This window comes from Embleya sp. NPDC020886, from assembly GCF_044333915.1.
Classification (GTDB): Bacteria; Actinomycetota; Actinomycetes; order Streptomycetales; family Streptomycetaceae; genus Embleya.
The window spans coordinates 40,952-56,776 of record NZ_JBIRRX010000004.1 but is presented as its reverse complement, the minus strand read 5'-3'; the positions used below and the strand labels follow the sequence as shown (position 1 = coordinate 56,776).

14 protein-coding genes and 1 other RNA gene are annotated in these 15,825 nt (G+C 69.9%); 3 read left to right on the top strand and 12 right to left on the bottom strand.

All coding sequences use genetic code 11. The annotated features are described in order from the left end of the window. Nucleotide 1 precedes the first annotated feature (1 nt). Nucleotides 2–376, bottom strand: coding sequence for a hypothetical protein (locus ACH4U8_RS15240; RefSeq protein ID WP_360307288.1), 375 nt, complete (start codon nucleotides 374–376; stop codon nucleotides 2–4). Between the two features lie 151 nt (nucleotides 377–527). Here ACH4U8_RS15240 and murA point away from each other — a divergent pair, with 151 nt between their 5' ends. Continuing rightward, a complete protein-coding gene (gene murA, locus ACH4U8_RS15235) occupies nucleotides 528–1,871 on the top strand; it encodes a UDP-N-acetylglucosamine 1-carboxyvinyltransferase (RefSeq protein WP_360307285.1) in 1,344 nt (447 codons plus the stop codon). A 158-nt stretch (nucleotides 1,872–2,029) separates the two neighbouring features. On the opposite strand, the gene ACH4U8_RS15230 is transcribed toward murA, so the two are convergent. From ACH4U8_RS15230 to ftsE, 7 genes are all read right to left on the bottom strand, one after another. Beyond that, nucleotides 2,030–2,311, bottom strand: a complete 282-nt coding sequence (locus tag ACH4U8_RS15230; protein ID WP_355539945.1) for an HU family DNA-binding protein — start codon at nucleotides 2,309–2,311, stop codon at nucleotides 2,030–2,032. A 256-nt stretch (nucleotides 2,312–2,567) separates the two neighbouring features. Then, on the bottom strand, nucleotides 2,568–3,974 hold the full coding sequence (locus ACH4U8_RS15225) for an NAD-dependent malic enzyme (RefSeq protein WP_395778260.1): 1,407 nt from the start codon (nucleotides 3,972–3,974) through the stop codon (nucleotides 2,568–2,570). A 445-nt stretch (nucleotides 3,975–4,419) separates the two neighbouring features. After that, nucleotides 4,420–4,789: a transfer-messenger RNA gene (gene ssrA, locus ACH4U8_RS15220) on the bottom strand. Between the two features lie 140 nt (nucleotides 4,790–4,929). After that, nucleotides 4,930–5,409 (bottom strand): SsrA-binding protein SmpB, encoded by a 480-nt coding sequence (smpB, locus tag ACH4U8_RS15215; protein WP_360307776.1) that lies wholly within the window; start codon nucleotides 5,407–5,409, stop codon nucleotides 4,930–4,932. Nucleotides 5,410–5,466: 57 nt separating this feature from the next. Beyond that, complete coding sequence (locus ACH4U8_RS15210) at nucleotides 5,467–6,723, bottom strand: M23 family metallopeptidase (protein ID WP_379992829.1); 1,257 nt, start codon at nucleotides 6,721–6,723, stop codon at nucleotides 5,467–5,469. 165 nt (nucleotides 6,724–6,888) lie between these two features. Then, entirely contained in the window at nucleotides 6,889–7,794 is a 906-nt protein-coding gene (gene ftsX / locus ACH4U8_RS15205; protein ID WP_360307276.1) for a permease-like cell division protein FtsX, read from the bottom strand. A 56-nt stretch (nucleotides 7,795–7,850) separates the two neighbouring features. Further along, nucleotides 7,851–8,540, bottom strand: coding sequence for a cell division ATP-binding protein FtsE (ftsE, locus tag ACH4U8_RS15200; RefSeq protein WP_020553326.1), 690 nt, complete (start codon nucleotides 8,538–8,540; stop codon nucleotides 7,851–7,853). Between the two features lie 237 nt (nucleotides 8,541–8,777). Here ftsE and ACH4U8_RS15195 point away from each other — a divergent pair, with 237 nt between their 5' ends. Beyond that, on the top strand, nucleotides 8,778–8,966 hold the full coding sequence (locus tag ACH4U8_RS15195) for a hypothetical protein (RefSeq protein WP_360307273.1): 189 nt from the start codon (nucleotides 8,778–8,780) through the stop codon (nucleotides 8,964–8,966). Between the two features lie 376 nt (nucleotides 8,967–9,342). On the opposite strand, the gene ACH4U8_RS15190 is transcribed toward ACH4U8_RS15195, so the two are convergent. Beyond that, a complete protein-coding gene (locus ACH4U8_RS15190; protein WP_360307270.1) occupies nucleotides 9,343–9,534 on the bottom strand; it encodes an LPXTG cell wall anchor domain-containing protein in 192 nt (63 codons plus the stop codon). 88 nt (nucleotides 9,535–9,622) lie between these two features. On the opposite strand from ACH4U8_RS15190, the gene ACH4U8_RS15185 reads away from it, so the two are divergent. After that, the gene (locus ACH4U8_RS15185) at nucleotides 9,623–10,348 is read left to right on the top strand and encodes a hypothetical protein (protein WP_395778258.1); all 726 of its coding nucleotides are present in this window, start codon (nucleotides 9,623–9,625) and stop codon (nucleotides 10,346–10,348) included. A 352-nt stretch (nucleotides 10,349–10,700) separates the two neighbouring features. Here ACH4U8_RS15185 and prfB read toward each other — a convergent pair whose 3' ends face one another. The 3 genes from prfB to ACH4U8_RS15170 all read right to left on the bottom strand — a co-directional run bounded on the left by prfB (nucleotide 10,701) and on the right by ACH4U8_RS15170 (nucleotide 15,537). Continuing rightward, nucleotides 10,701–11,813 carry a peptide chain release factor 2 gene (gene prfB, locus ACH4U8_RS15180; protein WP_360307264.1) on the bottom strand — a complete coding sequence of 371 codons (1,113 nt, stop codon included), beginning with the start codon at nucleotides 11,811–11,813 and terminating at the stop codon, nucleotides 10,701–10,703. A 37-nt stretch (nucleotides 11,814–11,850) separates the two neighbouring features. After that, nucleotides 11,851–13,914 (bottom strand): protein kinase, encoded by a 2,064-nt coding sequence (locus ACH4U8_RS15175; RefSeq protein ID WP_395778256.1) that lies wholly within the window; start codon nucleotides 13,912–13,914, stop codon nucleotides 11,851–11,853. Between the two features lie 147 nt (nucleotides 13,915–14,061). After that, nucleotides 14,062–15,537, bottom strand: a complete 1,476-nt coding sequence (locus ACH4U8_RS15170; protein WP_395778254.1) for a serine/threonine-protein kinase — start codon at nucleotides 15,535–15,537, stop codon at nucleotides 14,062–14,064. Nucleotides 15,538–15,825: the final 288 nt, after the last annotated feature.

Genomic DNA, 15,825 nt, shown 5'->3' with positions numbered 1-15,825 from the left:
CTCATGATCCCGCAACCGCCGCGTCGCGGTGTGCCACCCCGCGAGGAAGTCGGCCGGCGAGTGTCAGCGCGCCGAGGGCGCCGAGCAGATCCGCGGCCACGTCCCACGGGTCGCCGCTGCGGTGCGGAAGCAGGAAATGCTGGACCAGTTCGCTCTCCACCGCGTGTGCCGCGAGCGCCGCGCCCAGCACGAACGGACCGATTCCGACACGCCGACCGGTCCAGGCTATGGCCGCGAACGAGAGAAAATGCACGATCTTGTCACGATGTGGAACAAACGGCGCCGGGTCGCCCGGACTGCCCGGATTGAACAGGAGGACCAGGTTCACCAGCACCGCTCCCGCGAATGCCCAGTACGCAAGCCTGCCGACGGTCATCCGACCCCTTCGGTCACGGGCCGAACGACCCTTTTTCCCGGGCCCTTCGGCGCCGTGAGTCGGCACGGGAGCGGCACCGGTCCCACTACCGTGTAGCGCTGTCGGCCCATCTCCCCTGTCGGCTTCGGTACCCACAGAAGTGCGAGGATTCATGCAAGACGACGTGCTCTTGGTTCACGGCGGTTCCCCGCTTGAGGGCGAGGTTCGCGTCAAGGGCGCCAAGAACCTGGTGCCGAAGGCGATGGTGGCCGCACTCCTGGGCGAGGCGCCGAGTCGGCTGCGCAACGTCCCGGAGATCAGCGACGTACGCATCGTCAAGGGCCTGCTGCAACTGCACGGCGTGGCGGTCCGCGACGGCGACGAGCCCGGCGAGCTGCTGATGGACCCGACCCAGGTCGAACAGGCCAACGTCGCGGACATCGACGCGCACGCGGGTTCGAGCCGGATCCCGATCCTGTTCTGCGGGCCGCTGCTGCACCGACTGGGTCGCGCGTTCATCCCGGACCTGGGCGGCTGCATGATCGGCGACCGACCGATCGACTTCCACCTCAGCGTGCTGCGCGAGTTCGGCGCGGTGATCACCAAGCGCCCCGAGGGGCTCTACATCGAGGCGCCCAACGGCCTCAAGGGCACCAAGGTCAGCCTGCCGTTCCCCAGCGTGGGCGCCACCGAGCAGGTGCTGCTGGCCGCGGTGCGCGCGGAGGGCACCACCGAGCTGTCCAACGCGGCGGTGGAGCCGGAGATCATAGACCTCATCTGCGTGCTCCAGAAGATGGGCGCGATCATCTCGGTGACCACGGACCGGGTGATCCGGATCACCGGCGTGTCCAAGCTCGGCGGCTACGACCACCGCGCCCTGCCGGACCGTCTGGAGGCCGCCTCCTGGGCCTGCGCGGCGCTGGCCACCCACGGCGACATCTACGTCCGCGGCGCCCGCCAGCTCGACATGATGACGTTCCTGAACGTCTTCCGCCAGGTCGGCGGCGCGTTCTCGATCGAGGACGAGGGCATCCGCTTCTGGCACCCGGGCGGTCCGCTGAACGCGATCGCGCTGGAGACCGACGTGCACCCCGGCTTCCAGACCGACTGGCAGCAGCCGCTGGTGGTCGCGTTGACCCAGGCGACCGGGCTGTCCATCGTGCACGAGACGGTCTACGAGCGGCGGCTCGGCTTCACCTCCGCGCTCAACCAGATGGGCGCCACGATCCAGCTCTACAGCGAGTGCCTGGGCGGCACGCCGTGCCGCTTCGGCCAGCGCAACTTCCAGCACTCCGCGGTCATCTCCGGACCGGCCAAGCTGCACGCGACCGACCTGGACATCCCGGACCTGCGCGCGGGCTTCTCGTACCTGATCGCCGCCCTCGCCGCGGAGGGCACCTCGCGGGTCACCGGCATCGACCTGATCGAACGCGGCTACGAGGACTTCCAGGCCAAGCTGGAGGCCCTGGGCGCCCGCGTGGAGCTGCCGATGCGGGTCACCGAGAGCGTCGCCTGACGATTTTCAGCCGGCCGCTCGGGCCCCGGTGCCCCCTTCCCGGGGCCACAGGGGCCCGAGGAGGGCCGGAACGGGTCCGGGTGGACCCCACAACGCCGGAAGGGCGGCTTCCCCGAGGGGAAGCCGCCCTTCCGGTTTTCCTCCGGGGCGCTACGGGCTTACTTGCCCGAGGCCGCGGCCTTGAGCTTCGAGCCCGCCGAAACCTTGACGCCGAAGCCGGCCGGGATGTCGATCGGGTCACCGGTCTGCGGGTTCCGCGCGGTGCGGGCAGCGCGGTGGGTGCGCTCGAAGGTGAGGAAGCCCGGGATCGAGACCTTCTCGTCACCCTTGGCGACGATCTCGCCGACGACGTCGGCGAGCGCGCTCAGTACGGCGTCCGCGTCCTTGCGGGTCACGTCGGCGCGCTCCGCGAGGGCGGCCACCAGCTCACTGCGGTTCATGTGTCACTCCCGTGTCTTGCTGACCTCCGCCGACGACCACGAACGTGGTCGCAAACGTGGTTCAGTCCAACTCGCTGTTCTTGCCCCGGGGACGAATCCTGCACTCATCCATGCCCGGAAGCTAATCAAGGACACGCGAAATCACTGGGAAAGCCCCGTGATTTCGCGGTTCCGGCAGATTACGGGGCCGTTCGGGGGCCCCTGCAACCGGGATCCGTACGGACAGTACGACGATCATCCCGCAGGGTTCCGACGCTCATCCCGCAGGGTTCTGCCGCTCCGCCAACACCGCGTCCCGCACCGCCGCCGCCACCACGGCGGACACCTCCGGGTGGAAAACACTCGGAATGATGTAGTTCGGGTTCACTTCGTCGTCGGTGACCACCGACGCCAGCGCCCGCGCGGCGGCGAGCAGCATGTCGTTGGTGATGTGCCGGCTCTGCGCGTCCACCAGACCTCGGAAGACACCCGGGAAGACGAGCACGTTGTTGATCTGGTTCGGGAAGTCGCTGCGGCCGGTGGCGACCACCGCGGCGTGCTCCAGGGCCGCCGCCGGGTCCACCTCGGGATCCGGGTTGGCCAGCGCGAACACGGTCGAGTCCGGGGCCATCGCGGCGATGTCGGAGCCGGCGAGTACGTTCGGCGCCGACACGCCGATGAACACGTCCGCGCCGACCACGGCCTCCTTGAGGGTGCCGCTGAGGGCCTGCTCGTTGGTGTGCTCGGCGATCCAGCGCAGGTCCTCGCCCATGTCCGTACGACCCGTGTGCACCACGCCGTGTACGTCCGCGACCACCACGTGGCCGGCGCCCGCGGACAGCAGAAGTTTGAGGATCGCCGTGCCCGCCGCGCCCGCGCCGGACATGACGATGCGCACATTCTCGATCTTCTTGCCGACCACCCGCAGGGCGTTGGTGAGCGCCGCCAGCACCACGATCGCGGTGCCGTGCTGGTCGTCGTGGAAGACCGGGATGTCCAGCGTCTCGCGCAGCCGACGCTCGATCTCGAAGCAGCGCGGCGCGGAGATGTCCTCCAGGTTGATCCCGGCGAAGCCCGGCGCCATCACCTGCACCGCCCGGACGATCTCGTCCGGGTCCTGGGTGTCCAGGCAGATCGGCCAGGCGTCGATCCCGGCGAACCGCTTGAACAGGGCCGCCTTGCCCTCCATCACCGGCAGCGCGGCCTTGGGGCCGATGTTGCCCAGGCCCAGCACCGCGGAGCCGTCGGTGACCACCGCGACGGTGTTGCGCTTGATGGTCAGCCGGCGCGCGTCGTCCGGGTTCTCCGCGATGGCCAGACACACCCGGGCCACACCCGGGGTGTAGATCATCGAGAGGTCGTCACGGTTGCGGATCGGATGCTTGGACTGCATCTCGATCTTGCCGCCGAGGTGCATCAGGAAGGTTCGGTCCGAGACCTTGCCGAGGGTGACCCCCTCGATCTGCCGGATCGCCTCGACGAGCCGGTCCGCGTGGTCGGTCGAGGTCGCGGCGATCGTGACGTCGATCCGCAGGCGCTCGTGGCCGGACGCGGTGACGTCGAGCGCGGTGATCGACCCCCCGGCGGATTCGACCGTATTGGTGAGCCGGCTGACCGATCGGCCCCCCGCGGGGACCTCCAGCCGAGCCGTGATCGAGTACGAGGCGCTGGGCGCTGCGGGCATGAACTCTTTCTCCTCCGATCGCTGCGACACCCGTTTCCCACGGCGTCGCATCGCTCCCGATGGTCTCACTTCGTGGACACGGACGGGGCCGCGGGCCGCGCCGCGGCCCCGCTCTACCCGGAGCCGACGGCTCCGCAAACTGTGATCCTCCTCCTTCGCCGATCATTCCGGCGCCGCCGGACGGTCGGCTACGCTGGTCGACGACACCGGCTCGATCCAAGCCCCCGGGCCCAACCATTAGTCCCTACGAGGGACCACTTGCCGAGAGGCGAGCATTGGCGGGTCGGTGTCCTCGACTTCGCGAACCGGCGGCCCCCAGGGCCGCCGGTTCGTCGCTTTCGGGAACGCACGCCTCTTCCGGGATGCACGGTCTCCCGGAGCACACAGCTTTCCCGGAACGCAAAAAGACCCGGTGCGCAGGCACACCGGGTCTTTTCGTCAACAGGGGTGGAGGTGGCGGGAATTGAACCCGCGTCCTACGGTGCAGAACCAGAGCTTCTCCGAGCGCAGTCCACAACGATTTTCTCGGCCCCGGTGTTCACGTGGACAAGACACCGACGGGCCCAGTTACTGTTTTTTGTCCCGTACCACCCCGTAACCGGGTCGTACGGTGGAGTCCCCTAGATTATGCCAGGGTCCGGAGCGGGGACGCATCCGGTCTGACACCTTCGGATACTCGCTTAGGCAGCGAGGGCGAAGGAATCGCGCTTGGTATCGGCGATTATTTGTTTGCGACAGGTGGTTAACGAGATCATTGTCGCTTCCTCGGCTCGCTTCCTCTGCTTCGACAGCCGCAGTCGAAACCGATCACCCCCTATTGAGTTGTCAAGCAACCACCGAGGCTCCGAGGAACCCTGGTGCCCTGCCCGACGGCCCGACCCGCCACACCTGCTCGGCCCGAACCACGCACATCGTACGGTCCAACGTCGGACCGGTCCACTTCATTCCCGGCGGGTCACGCTCGGCGGCCGCGCACGTACTTCGACATCACGCGCTCCGTCTCGCGCCGGTCCTGCTGCTCGCGCAGGGTCTGTCGTTTGTCGTAGTTCTTCTTGCCCTTGGCCAGCGCCAGTTCGAGTTTGGCCCGACCGTCCTTGAAGTACAGGCTGAGCGGCACCAGGGTGTGACCCGTTTCCTGGGTCTCCTGGATCAGCTTCTCGATCTCGTGCCGGTGCAACAGCAGCTTGCGTTTGCGCCGCGCCGTGTGATTGGTCCACGTGCCCTGCGAGTACTCCGAGATGTGCACGTTGTGCAGCCACACCTCGCCGCCGTCGATGCTGGCGTAGCCGTCCACCAGGGACGCCTTGCCGGCCCGCAACGACTTGACCTCGGTGCCGGTCAGGACGAGGCCGACTTCGAGGGTGTCCTCGATGAGGTAGTCGTGCCGCGCCTTCTTGTTCTGCGCGATGAGCTTGCGCCCGGTCTCTTTCGCCATGATCCCTGCATTCTCGCGCATCGCCGCAAGCTCATTACCCGCCCGGCCCCACGCCGTTCACAACCACAGTGCCGGGTCGACGAAGTCGCCGTCCACGAGCACCTCGAAATGCAGGTGTGCGCCGGTGGACCAGCCGGTGTTGCCCGATCGGCCGACCTGATCGCCGCGCGGGATCCGCTGCCCCTCGCGCACGGTGATCCGGGACAGGTGGTTGTAGGTCGTGGTCAGCGCGACCCCGCCGACCCGCCCGTGCGAGAGCACCACGCGGTAGCCGTACGCCGCGTTGTAGCCGGTCTGCACGACCGTGCCCGCGCGGGCGGCGGTCACCGAGGTGTCCTCGGGGACGGCGAAGTCGGTGCCGGTGTGCAGCTTCGTGTACTCCAGGATCGGGTGGTAACGCATCCCGAAGTCCGAGCTGACCGGGCCGCGCACCGGGTGGGACAGCGCGCCGCCCTGCATCGAGGACGCGGCCGGGCGACCGCTCGCGGCGGCCGGCGCGTTGCTCCGGTTCACCAGCTCGGTCAGCCGCTTCTGCTCGGCCCGGATCGCCTCGTAGCGCTGCTGGTCGGCCGCCTTCTCCTCACGCGCGGTGACCAGCGCCGCCTCGCGTTGCGCCGCCAGCGCGGTCACCCTGGCCGCCGCGTCGTTCGCGGCCTTCTCCAGCGCGACCACCTCGACCAGTTGTCGCCCGGCCTCCGCGTGCCGGACCCGGGCCTCCTCCCGCCGGCGCTCCAGCTCGGCCCGCCGCAGGTCGATCGCGTCGCGGGTGCGCTCCAGCCGCGCGATCGTCTCGTGGTCCGCCTGGAGCATCTGCCGGTAACCCTGGAGATTGCTCAGCAGCTCCGCCGGGGTCTGCGCGCGCAGGATCATCGACAACTGCGCCATTGCGCCGTTGCGGTACGCCCGACCCACCAGCCGCGTGACGTCCTCGCGCACCGCCTGGGTCGCCGCCGCCACATCGCGCAGCTCGGCCTCGGCGGTGGCCACCGCGGCCCGGGCCAGTTCCACGCCGTGCGCCAGTTCGGCGCTGCGGGCCTGCGCCCGGGCCACCCGCGCCCGGGCCTGGTCCAGGGCTGCCCGGGCGCCCGGCCCGGCCGCCTCGGCCTCCGCGTACGCGGTCTCCGCGGTGGCCAGGCGGGCCAGCGACGCGTCCAGGTCGGCCCGCATGTCCTTGGCCGCGACGTCGGCACGCTGCTTTCGCACGTGCGCGTCGCCGTCGTCGCCGTCGGCGTACGCGGGCACGAAACCCACCGCGGCGGCCGTGATCACCACGAGCACCGACAATCCGAGTCGCCTCGTCCGAATTCCGCCCATGATCATAAGAAACGCGCAATCGTCGATGATTGCCACGACCCACACCGGTATGGAAGTAATACGAACCCATCCGGTCGCATACAGACGTTCGAAGGCCCTGTTCCGCCGCGGCGGAACAGGGCCTTCGAAGCGGATCCGCACGCGGATCCCGGGATCGGACGAAGGTCAGACCTTGAGGTACTTGAGGAGCGTGAAGAACGACGCGATCGCGGACATCAACACCCCGAAGACGACCAGCAACGGCAGGGTGGCCAGCACCGGCCCCCACCCGATCAACTCGAATGCGTTGAACTGCTGCCCGAGCCCCTTCTTGACGCCGAAGAAGAACCCGGTGCTCAACAGACCGGAGGCCAGCGCACCGCCCAGCAGGCCGGCGATGGCGGATTCCATGATGAACGGCAATTGGATGTAGAGATTCGACGCGCCGACGAGTCGCATGATGCCCGTTTCCCGCCTACGGCTGAACGCCGAGACCCGGGCCGTGTTGACGATCAGCAGAATCGCCACCAGGAGCATGAAGCCCATCACGCCGATCGCGGCCCATTGCGCGTTGTTCAGCAGCTTGAAGAACGGTTCCAGGATCTTGCGCTGGTCCTGGACCGACTGCACGCCCGGTCTGCCCGCGAACGCGCTCGCCACGACCTGGTACTTGGTCGGGTCCTTCAACTTGACCCGGAAGGATTCCGGCAACTGGTCGGCGGTCACGCTGCCGGACAGCGGCGATTCCTTGTTCTGGTCCTTGAAGTGCTGGAACGCTTCCTGCTTGGTCTCGTAGTAGGTCTTCTCCACGAGGGCCATCCGACTGAGTTCCTGACGGAACCCCTCGCGCTGCTCGTTCGAGACCTCGCCGCCCTCGCACCCGGGGCCGTGGTCGCTCTTGCCGCACAGGAAGATCGAGACCTCGACCCGGTCGTACCAGAAGTCCTTCATCTCGTTCACCTGAACGCGCAGCAGCAGACCCGCTCCGGCCAGCGTGAGGGACAGCGCGACACTGACGATCACCGCGATCGTCATGGTCAGGTTCCGGCGGAGACCGACTCCGATCTCCGAGAGGACGAACTGGGCGCGCATGATGTCCTAGTCGCTAGGGGCGCGGCCGGACTGCCGCGCCGTGGTGGTCCGGTGGATCAGTGCTGGTAGCCGTACACGCCGCGAGACTGGTCGCGGACCAGTCGGCCCTGCTCCAGCTCGATGACGCGCTTGCGCATCTGGTCCACGATCGCCTGGTCGTGCGTGGCCATCAGAATCGTGGTGCCCGTCCGGTTGATCCGGTCGAGCAGCTTCATGATGCCGACGCTGTTCTGCGGGTCGAGGTTGCCGGTGGGCTCGTCGGCGATGAGGATCATCGGCCGGTTCACGAAGGCACGCGCGATCGCCACGCGCTGCTGTTCACCACCGGACAGTTCGCCGGGCATGCGGTCTTCCTTGCCGCCCAGGCCCACCAGGTCCAGAACCTCCGGTACCACCTTGCGGATCGTGCCTCGGGGCTTGCCGATCACCTCGAGCGCGAACGCGACATTCTGATAGACCGTCTTGTTGGGGAGCAGGCGGAAGTCCTGGAAGACGGTGCCCACCTGACGGCGCAGGGCCGGCACCTTCCAGTTGGACAACCGACCGAGGTCCTTGCCGGCCACGAAGATGTTGCCCAGCGATGGTCGTTCCTCTTTGAGGACGAGCCGCAGGAAGGTGGACTTACCCGAGCCCGAGGACCCGACGAGGAAGACGAACTCACCCTTCTCCACTTCGAGGGAGACGTCGTGCAACGCGGGGCGCGGCTGCTTCGGGTAGGTCTTGCTGACGTTGTCGAATCGGATCACGGTTGCATCACGGTGCGCCAGTGTAGGGGGCAGGGCATACGGCCGGGGGCACAGAGGGGGCCAAGGGACCACACTGTCCGGGGCCGGGCGCCCAGGCTCGAACAGAGTGGTCGTCGGGCATGGCCATTCCGTGAGTGTAAGCGGCACAGTGGAAGGGGACGGGAACTTCCCACCGCGTCGTGAGCGTTATGGGTAGCGATGCGTGATAGTGGAGCAAATCGAGGCGGAGGAGTCGAGATGACCTTGGACCGCCTGGTGTGCGCGAACTGTGCCGGCCTGGTCACCGAGGGTCGCTGTCCGACGTGCCGAGCGAGCCGCGAACGGCTCCGGCGCTCGAGCGGAATCAACCTCAATCCGGCCATGCTCGCGGCCCTCGCACTGCTGGTCTTGGTGTGCGCGCTGCTGCTGGCCCGCGTGGGCGGCTGAGCCGCCGTAAGACGAGTCGCCGGGCCGGATACGACGAGCCGGACGCGCGACGAAGGCCGAGAACAACCCCCCGAGACGACACGAAGGCCCTGGGTGCCCCCAGGGCCTTCGCGCTGTACAGCGGCGCTCCGCAGCTTCCGGAACCCGGTTCGATCCTGTCGACAGGGCCCTGTCGACGCGTACCGATCCGAGCGGGCGCCCCGTTCTCGATGCCGGGCCTGAGCCCGGCGTCGTACCGCGGTGCCGCCCACCGTCCGTGGTCCCGAGCCGACCGTTGCACAGACGCACTCGCGATGACGCGGTGCGCCCGGCTCGGAACGCCGGGACGGCGGATTCAGTGCCCCGGAACCGCCGCGCCGGGGCACAAGTCTTCGGCTCAGGCCGCGGAGGCCTGCTGACGGCGCTTGAGTCGCGCGGGCAGCACGGTGAAGGTGAAGCCACCGGCCGCCATCGCGGCACCGCCGACGATCAGGAACGCCATGTTGGCGCCCGAACCGGTCGAGGCCAGTTCCTTGTTCGCGGGCTGCTGCGCCGCCGGAGCGGTGTCGCCGCCGCCGAAGTCGCGCACAGGCGCGTTCTGCTGGTCGCCGTTGCCGCTGGTGGTGCGGGTGTTCCCGTCGCCGCCGCAGTTCAGGTCCAGGCCGCCGGAGGCGTGCGTGGCGTCACACGTGTTGCCGCCACCGGTGTTGCCGCCCGTGCTGCCCTTCGAAGTACCGCCGGAACCGCCCGAGTTGCCCTTGGTGGTGTTGCCACCGCCCGTGGTGCCGCCACCGGATGTGGCCGCGCCGGAGCTGCCCGAGGTGCTGTTCCCGGTGGTCGAACCCGAGGTGGTGTTGCCCGTGGTCGAACCCGACGTGGTGTTACCGGTCGTCGAACCGGACGTCGTGTTGCCGGTGGTCGAACCGGACGTCGTGTTGCCCGTGGTCGAACCCGACGTGGTCTCACCGGTCGTCGAACCCGACGTGGTGTTGCCGGTGGTCGAACCGGACGTCGTGTTGCCCGTGGTCGAACCCGACGTGGTCTCACCGGTCGTCGAACCCGACGTCGTGTTGCCCGTGGTCGAACCGGACGTCGTGTTGCCCGTGGTCGAACCCGAGGTGCTGTTGCCCGTGGTCGAACCCGACGTGGTACCGGTGGTCGCACCCACGACGGTGCCGCCCGTGGTGGCTCCCACGACGGTGCCGCCGGTGGTGTTACCGGCGGTGCTGCCCGTGGTCGAACCCTCGGTCTCGCCGCCCGGGCAGGTGTGCGTCTGCTCGCACCCGTCCGAACCGTCCGTCGCGCTCGCGACGCCCGCGACCGCGAAGGACGCGCCCGCCGCGAACAGCGCGGCGGCGGCTATCCGAGCCGTCCGGACGCGCATTTTGGTTGTCATCAATTAACCCCCAGTTGGATGAGATCCCCGTATCCGCGCCGGCGCGGGTGGGGTCCCAAACGCCGTTGGGCATCACCTCGACGCTCGTCCGTGCCATCTGTCGATGCGCCTCGGACTCCGATCGGATGCGTCGTGGTAATGCCGCCGTTCAGACTGGTAACCGGGCGGATGCCGCGTCAAGGGCGTTCGGAGAGGGTTGCGGGGTTAATTCCGATTCGCCGAGAAAATCGGCACGAAAGCGCAACGCGGCATACCACGAAGGCCCCCGCGAATACACGGAGGCCCTCGGGGTCACGAATCGGGTTGTTGCCCCGTTTTCGTCGGGGTCGGGACCGGCGTCGGCATCGCCCGCCGACCCGCTACGCGGCGGCGGTCTGCTGCGTCTTGCGCCAGCGGATTCCGGCCTCGATGAAACCGTCGATTTCGCCGTCGAGCACCGACTGCGGATTGCCCACCTCGAATTCGGTGCGCAGGTCCTTGACCATCTGATACGGGTGCAGGACGTACGAACGCATCTGGTTGCCCCAGGACGAACCCTCGCCCTTGAGCGCGTTCATCCGGGCCTGCTCCTCCTGGCGCTGCCGCTCCAGCAGCTTGGCGGACAACACCGCCATCGCGGAGGCGCGGTTCTGGATCTGCGAGCGCTCGTTCTGGCAGGACACCACGATGCCGGTCGGGATGTGCGTGATGCGCACGGCCGAGTCGGTGGTGTTGACGCCCTGGCCACCGGGACCGGACGAACGGTAGACGTCCACCCGCAGCTCGGACTCGTCGATGTCGACGCGGTCGCTCTGCTCGACGACCGGCAGCACCTCGACGCCCGCGAACGAGGTCTGTCGGCGGCCCTGGTTGTCGAACGGCGAGATCCGCACCAGTCGGTGCGTGCCCTGCTCGACGGACAGCGTGCCGTACGCGTACGGCACCTTGACCGCGAAGGTGGCCGACTTGATGCCGGCCTCTTCGGCGTAGGACGTGTCGTAGACCTCGGTCGGGTAGCCGTGCCGCTCGGCCCAGCGGGTGTACATCCGCAGGAGCATCTCGGCGAAGTCGGCGGCGTCCACGCCACCGGCCTCGGAGCGAATGGTCACCAGTGCCTCACGCGAGTCGTACTCGCCCGAGAGCAGCGTGCGCACCTCGAGTTCGCCGACCGCCTTGTGCACCGACGTGAGCTCGTTCTCGGCCTCGGTGCGGGTGTCCGCGTCGTCCTCGGCCTCGGCCAGCTCGAACAGCACGTTGACGTCGTCCAGCCGCCGGCGCAGGTCTTCGACCCGGCGCAGTTCGCCCTGGAGGAACGAGAGCCGGCTCGTCACCTTCTGGGCGGCTTCGGGGTCGTCCCAAAGGTCCGGCGCAGCCGCCTTTTCGTTGAGCGCGGCCACATCGGCCCGCATCTTGTCGAGGTCGAGGACGGCCTCGATCGACGTCATGGTCGATTCGACGGACTTGAGCTCTTCGGAAGGATCAACGGCAGCCACCCCACCATCCTAAGTGGACGATGGGCCGGACTCGGACTCAGCCCGCGTCCGGGCTCGACGAGGCGGCCTGCAGTCGGCCGTTGTCGGCCCGGATGTACACGTCCACCCGGTCGGGTCCGGCGGCCACCGCGCCGGGGGCGTCGGCGGTGGCGGTGTTCGGGTCGACCGGCCGCCAGCCGCCCTCGCCGGGCACCGCGCCGAGCAGCCGGCCGTTGCCGTCGCGGGCCAGCACGACCAGGCCGCGGCCCTGGCTGTAGGCGGCGGCCGGGCGCGCGGAGGCGGCCAGGCCGACCCGTTCGGGTTCGCGCCAGCCGCCGTCGACGAAGGGGATGTGCAACACCGCGTGGTCGCCGGCGCGCACCACGAACGCGTCCAGCGTGCCGGGGGCGCCGGTGGCGAGCGCGGGCGCGGCCTCGATCCGCCCCGCGCTGGGCACCGTGGTGAAGCCGCTCCAGCCGGCCCCGGTGAGCGATCCGGCGGCCAGGCCGTCGCTGCCGGTGCGCGCGACGATGTCGATGCGATCACCGGTGACGACCGCGGCGGGCGCGCCGGCGAGTTTGGTCCTGGTGTCCGTCCTGGTCCACTCGCCGAATCGGCCGTCGGCCAAGGTGGCCCGGTAGAGCAGCTTGTCGGTCGAACCGACCGCGAACACGTCCATCCGACCGGGCGCGGCGCTGACCGCGGCGGGATCGTCGCCGGTGCGGAAGGCGGGCAGCCTGCGCCACTCGCCCCAGCGCGGCCCGTCGCTGCCGAGGTACCACAGGGCGCCCTCGCCGTCGCGTTGCACCACGTAGCTGTGCTCGGCATCGGTCCGGGTCACCGCCGGGCCGCCCTGGAGCAGCACCGGGGCGGCGGGCAGCGGCGCGAACGCGGCCCAGATGTAGCCGCCGGCGCGCCCCGAGGTGGGTCCGGCCGAGCCGGCGGCGCTCCCGGAGGGGACCGGTCGCGGGGTGGCGGAGGTCTGTCCGGCGGGTCGGGTCGGGGTGCCCTCGTCCCGGGTGAACCACACCGCGCCCGCGCCGACCGCGGCGACGGCGAGTACGCCGCAGATCACCGGGATCAGCCGGCGGCGTGCGCCGCCCTCGCGCCGGCCCGGTTTGCCGCGCCGGTGCGACTGCACCGGCACCGCTCCGTCGAACACCGGGCGGGTCAGGTTGGTGTGCGTATCCCGGCTGCCGTCGGCGGCCTCCGAGGTGCCGGAGACCAGCGGGACCACGCCGGCCGGGCGGGGCACGGGGGTGTCCTGGCGGCCGACGTTCCCGTTGGGGTCGGGCACGTCGAACGCGGGCAGGCCGATCAGCGCGGGCAGTGCCGAGCGCAGCCGTTCGCCGAATTCGCGGGCGGTCAGCCGGGCCGCAGGGGCCTTGGACAGGCAGGACGCGAGTACGGCGGCGAGCGGGTCGGGCAGGCCGGGAATGCCCGGCACCGGTTCGGTGACGTGCCGGCGCAGCACCGCGCCGGGGTGGCCGCCGCCGAACGGCGTCCAGCCGGTGAGCAGTTCGTACAGCACGGTGGCCAGCGCGTACACGTCCACGGCGGCGGTCGGCTGGAGGCCCTCGATGATCTCGGGGGCCAGGTAGTCGGGCGTGCCGATGATCCGGGTGGCCCGGGTGCGGCGCGGCGCGTCGACCAGGCGGGCGATGCCGAAGTCGGTGAGTCGGGCCCGGGAGACCCCGGCCGAGTTGTCGATCAGGATGTTCTCGGGCTTGACGTCGCGGTGGATCACGCCCTCGGCGTGGGCGGCGGACAGGCCGTCCGCGACGTCGGCCACGATGGCGGCGGCCAGCCGGGGGGTGAGCACTCGTTCGCGCTCCAGCCGGGCGCGCAGGTCGGGGCCGATCACCAGGTCCATCACCAGCGCGAGGTCGGTGCCGTCGACGACCAGGTCGTGCACGCCCACGATGTTGGGGTGGTCCAGGCTGGTCAGCGCGGTGCGCTCCTGGACGAAGCGCGCGACCAACACCTGGTCGGACGCGAGGTCTTCGCGCAACAGCTTGATCGCGACGGGTCCCTCGGGTCCCTCGCCCTGCCAGACGGTCCCGCTGGCGCCGCGCCCGAGCACCTTCAGGGCGACGTATCGGCTACCGATCTTGCGTGCCAAAGCAGCTCCGTGGACCCAGCGAGCGTGGTGCTCACAGCGGACTTCCCCGACCGCACCCTACGCGGCCGGGCCCCGGATGCGGGGACCGTCGGGTGGGACGGCGTGTACGAGGTCGTCCTCGACACGGGCGAAAGGGATGACTATGCGTCAATTCTTGGTGTCGCCGCCGTTGTCGCCGCCGGTGACGAAGTCCTTGACACTGTCGTACCAGCCTCGAACGGTATCGAATCCGTCGATAGCGGAGTGCACCCAGTCGCGCAGCGGGCTGAACCAGTAGACGGCGAACAGGATCGCGCCCAGGATCACCAGCCGCAGCAGGCAGCCGATGGTGCAGCCCACGCCCGGAATGCTGGAGAGCCGGAAGCCGCGGCGGCGGCGTGGTTCGCGGTCGCGGGGCTCGGGCTCGCGTTCCCTGGGTTCGCGCGGTTCGCGTACGGCGCGGTCGCGGCGCCGCGGCTCGCGCTCGGGCGCCTCCTCGCGTCGGTAGCGCGGCGGCGGCGGGGGCGGCGGTCCGGGGTCGGCGAGCGGCGGCGGCGCGGCGGCCGGCCCGGCCTGTTGCCGCACCGGCTCGGCCCGGGCCGGCTGCGGCGGGTAGTGCTGCGGCGGTTGTGGATAGCCGGGCGGCTGGGTGCTCATCACCCGGGTCGCGTTGGGTGCGCTCGGCGGGGTCGGCGGCGGCGTGGTCGGCGGGGTCGGATAGCCGACCTGGGTCTGCGGCAGGGCGCGGGTGGGATCGGCGGCCCCGGCCTGCGCGCCGAACGCGCTCGCGGCCAGCACCTGGGCGAGCGAGCCGTCGTCGGGCCGGACGCCGGCGACGATGTCGGCGGCCAGCCGCAGGGCGCGGCCCAGGCCCGCCGCGTCCGGTCGGGTCTCGGGTCGCTTGGCCAGGCAGCGCTCGGTGATCAGCCAGTAGGCGTCGGGCATGCCGGCCGCGCGGGTGGGTACCTCGGTCAGGTGGTGGTGCAGCAGCGCGATCGGGTTGGTGTCCCGGAACGGCGGGTGGCCGGCCACCAGTTCGTAGAGCACCACGCCCGCCGCGTAGACGTCCACGGCCGGGGTGAGCGGGCGGCCCTCGGCGGTCTCGGGCGCGACGTAGCTGGGCGTGCCGACGAGTTCGTGGGTGCGGGTGAGCGCGGGCGAGTCGGCGAGGCGGGCGATGCCGAAGTCGGTCAGCATCGGGTAGAGCGAGTCGCCGTTGCGGGCGAGCATGATGTTGGCCGGTTTCAGGTCCCGGTGTATCACCCCGTCCGCGTGCGTCACGCTGAGCGCGTCGCAGATCTGAGCCATCGTCAAGGCGGCGGCGGCCGGCGGCAACGGGCCGTTCTCGCGCAGGTAGGTGCGCAGATCGGGGCCGTCGATCAGGTCCATCACCAGGGCGAGCGTCTCGCCCTCGACGACGAGGTCGCGCACGTGCACCAGGTTGGGGTGGCGCAGGTTGAGCAGCAGCGAGCGCTCGCGCAGGAAGCGGGTGACCACGTCCGGGTCGGTGCTCAACTCCTCGCGCAGCACCTTGACCGCGACGATCTCGCCGGAATCGCGCACGCTCGCGCGCCAGACGGTGCCACTGGCTCCGCGCCCCAGGGTTTCCTGGAGCAGATATTTGCTGCCGACCGGCCGGTCCACGACGCTCCCCACTGTCCTGTCCGCCACCTGGGCGGTGGTGCCGGGTTGCCTTCCACCCTAGGTGGTACTCCGCTTGGGACGCATCGACCCCAGGTACGGTTCGGCTCCGGTGCCCGGAGCGTGTGCGACCCATACTCGGTGACGAGGGTGGCTCGGATCGGTATCACGTTCGGGCGATTCGCCGGCGACCCGGTCCTTTCCGGTCGAAATTCGGACAAGATCCGTCGTCTGTCCGGCCGTGGGCGACATGACGGTCGCGGGTGCGAGGATGCCTCTTGTTTTCTGCTC

Excerpts from the sequence above, each read along its gene's own strand:
- smpB (WP_360307776.1), bottom strand. The coding sequence starts at position 5,409 with ATGGCGAAAGAGACCGGGCGCAAGCTCATCGCGCAGAACAAGAAGGCG.
- ACH4U8_RS15195 (WP_360307273.1), top strand. The coding sequence starts at position 8,778 with ATGACCTTGGACCGCCTGGTGTGCGCGAACTGTGCCGGCCTGGTCACC.
- murA (WP_360307285.1), top strand. The coding sequence starts at position 528 with ATGCAAGACGACGTGCTCTTGGTTCACGGCGGTTCCCCGCTTGAGGGC.
- ACH4U8_RS15210 (WP_379992829.1), bottom strand. The coding sequence starts at position 6,723 with ATGGGCGGAATTCGGACGAGGCGACTCGGATTGTCGGTGCTCGTGGTG.
- ACH4U8_RS15225 (WP_395778260.1), bottom strand. The coding sequence starts at position 3,974 with ATGCCCGCAGCGCCCAGCGCCTCGTACTCGATCACGGCTCGGCTGGAG.
- ACH4U8_RS15240 (WP_360307288.1), bottom strand. The coding sequence starts at position 376 with ATGACCGTCGGCAGGCTTGCGTACTGGGCATTCGCGGGAGCGGTGCTG.
- ftsX (WP_360307276.1), bottom strand. The coding sequence starts at position 7,794 with ATGCGCGCCCAGTTCGTCCTCTCGGAGATCGGAGTCGGTCTCCGCCGG.
- ACH4U8_RS15230 (WP_355539945.1), bottom strand. The coding sequence starts at position 2,311 with ATGAACCGCAGTGAGCTGGTGGCCGCCCTCGCGGAGCGCGCCGACGTG.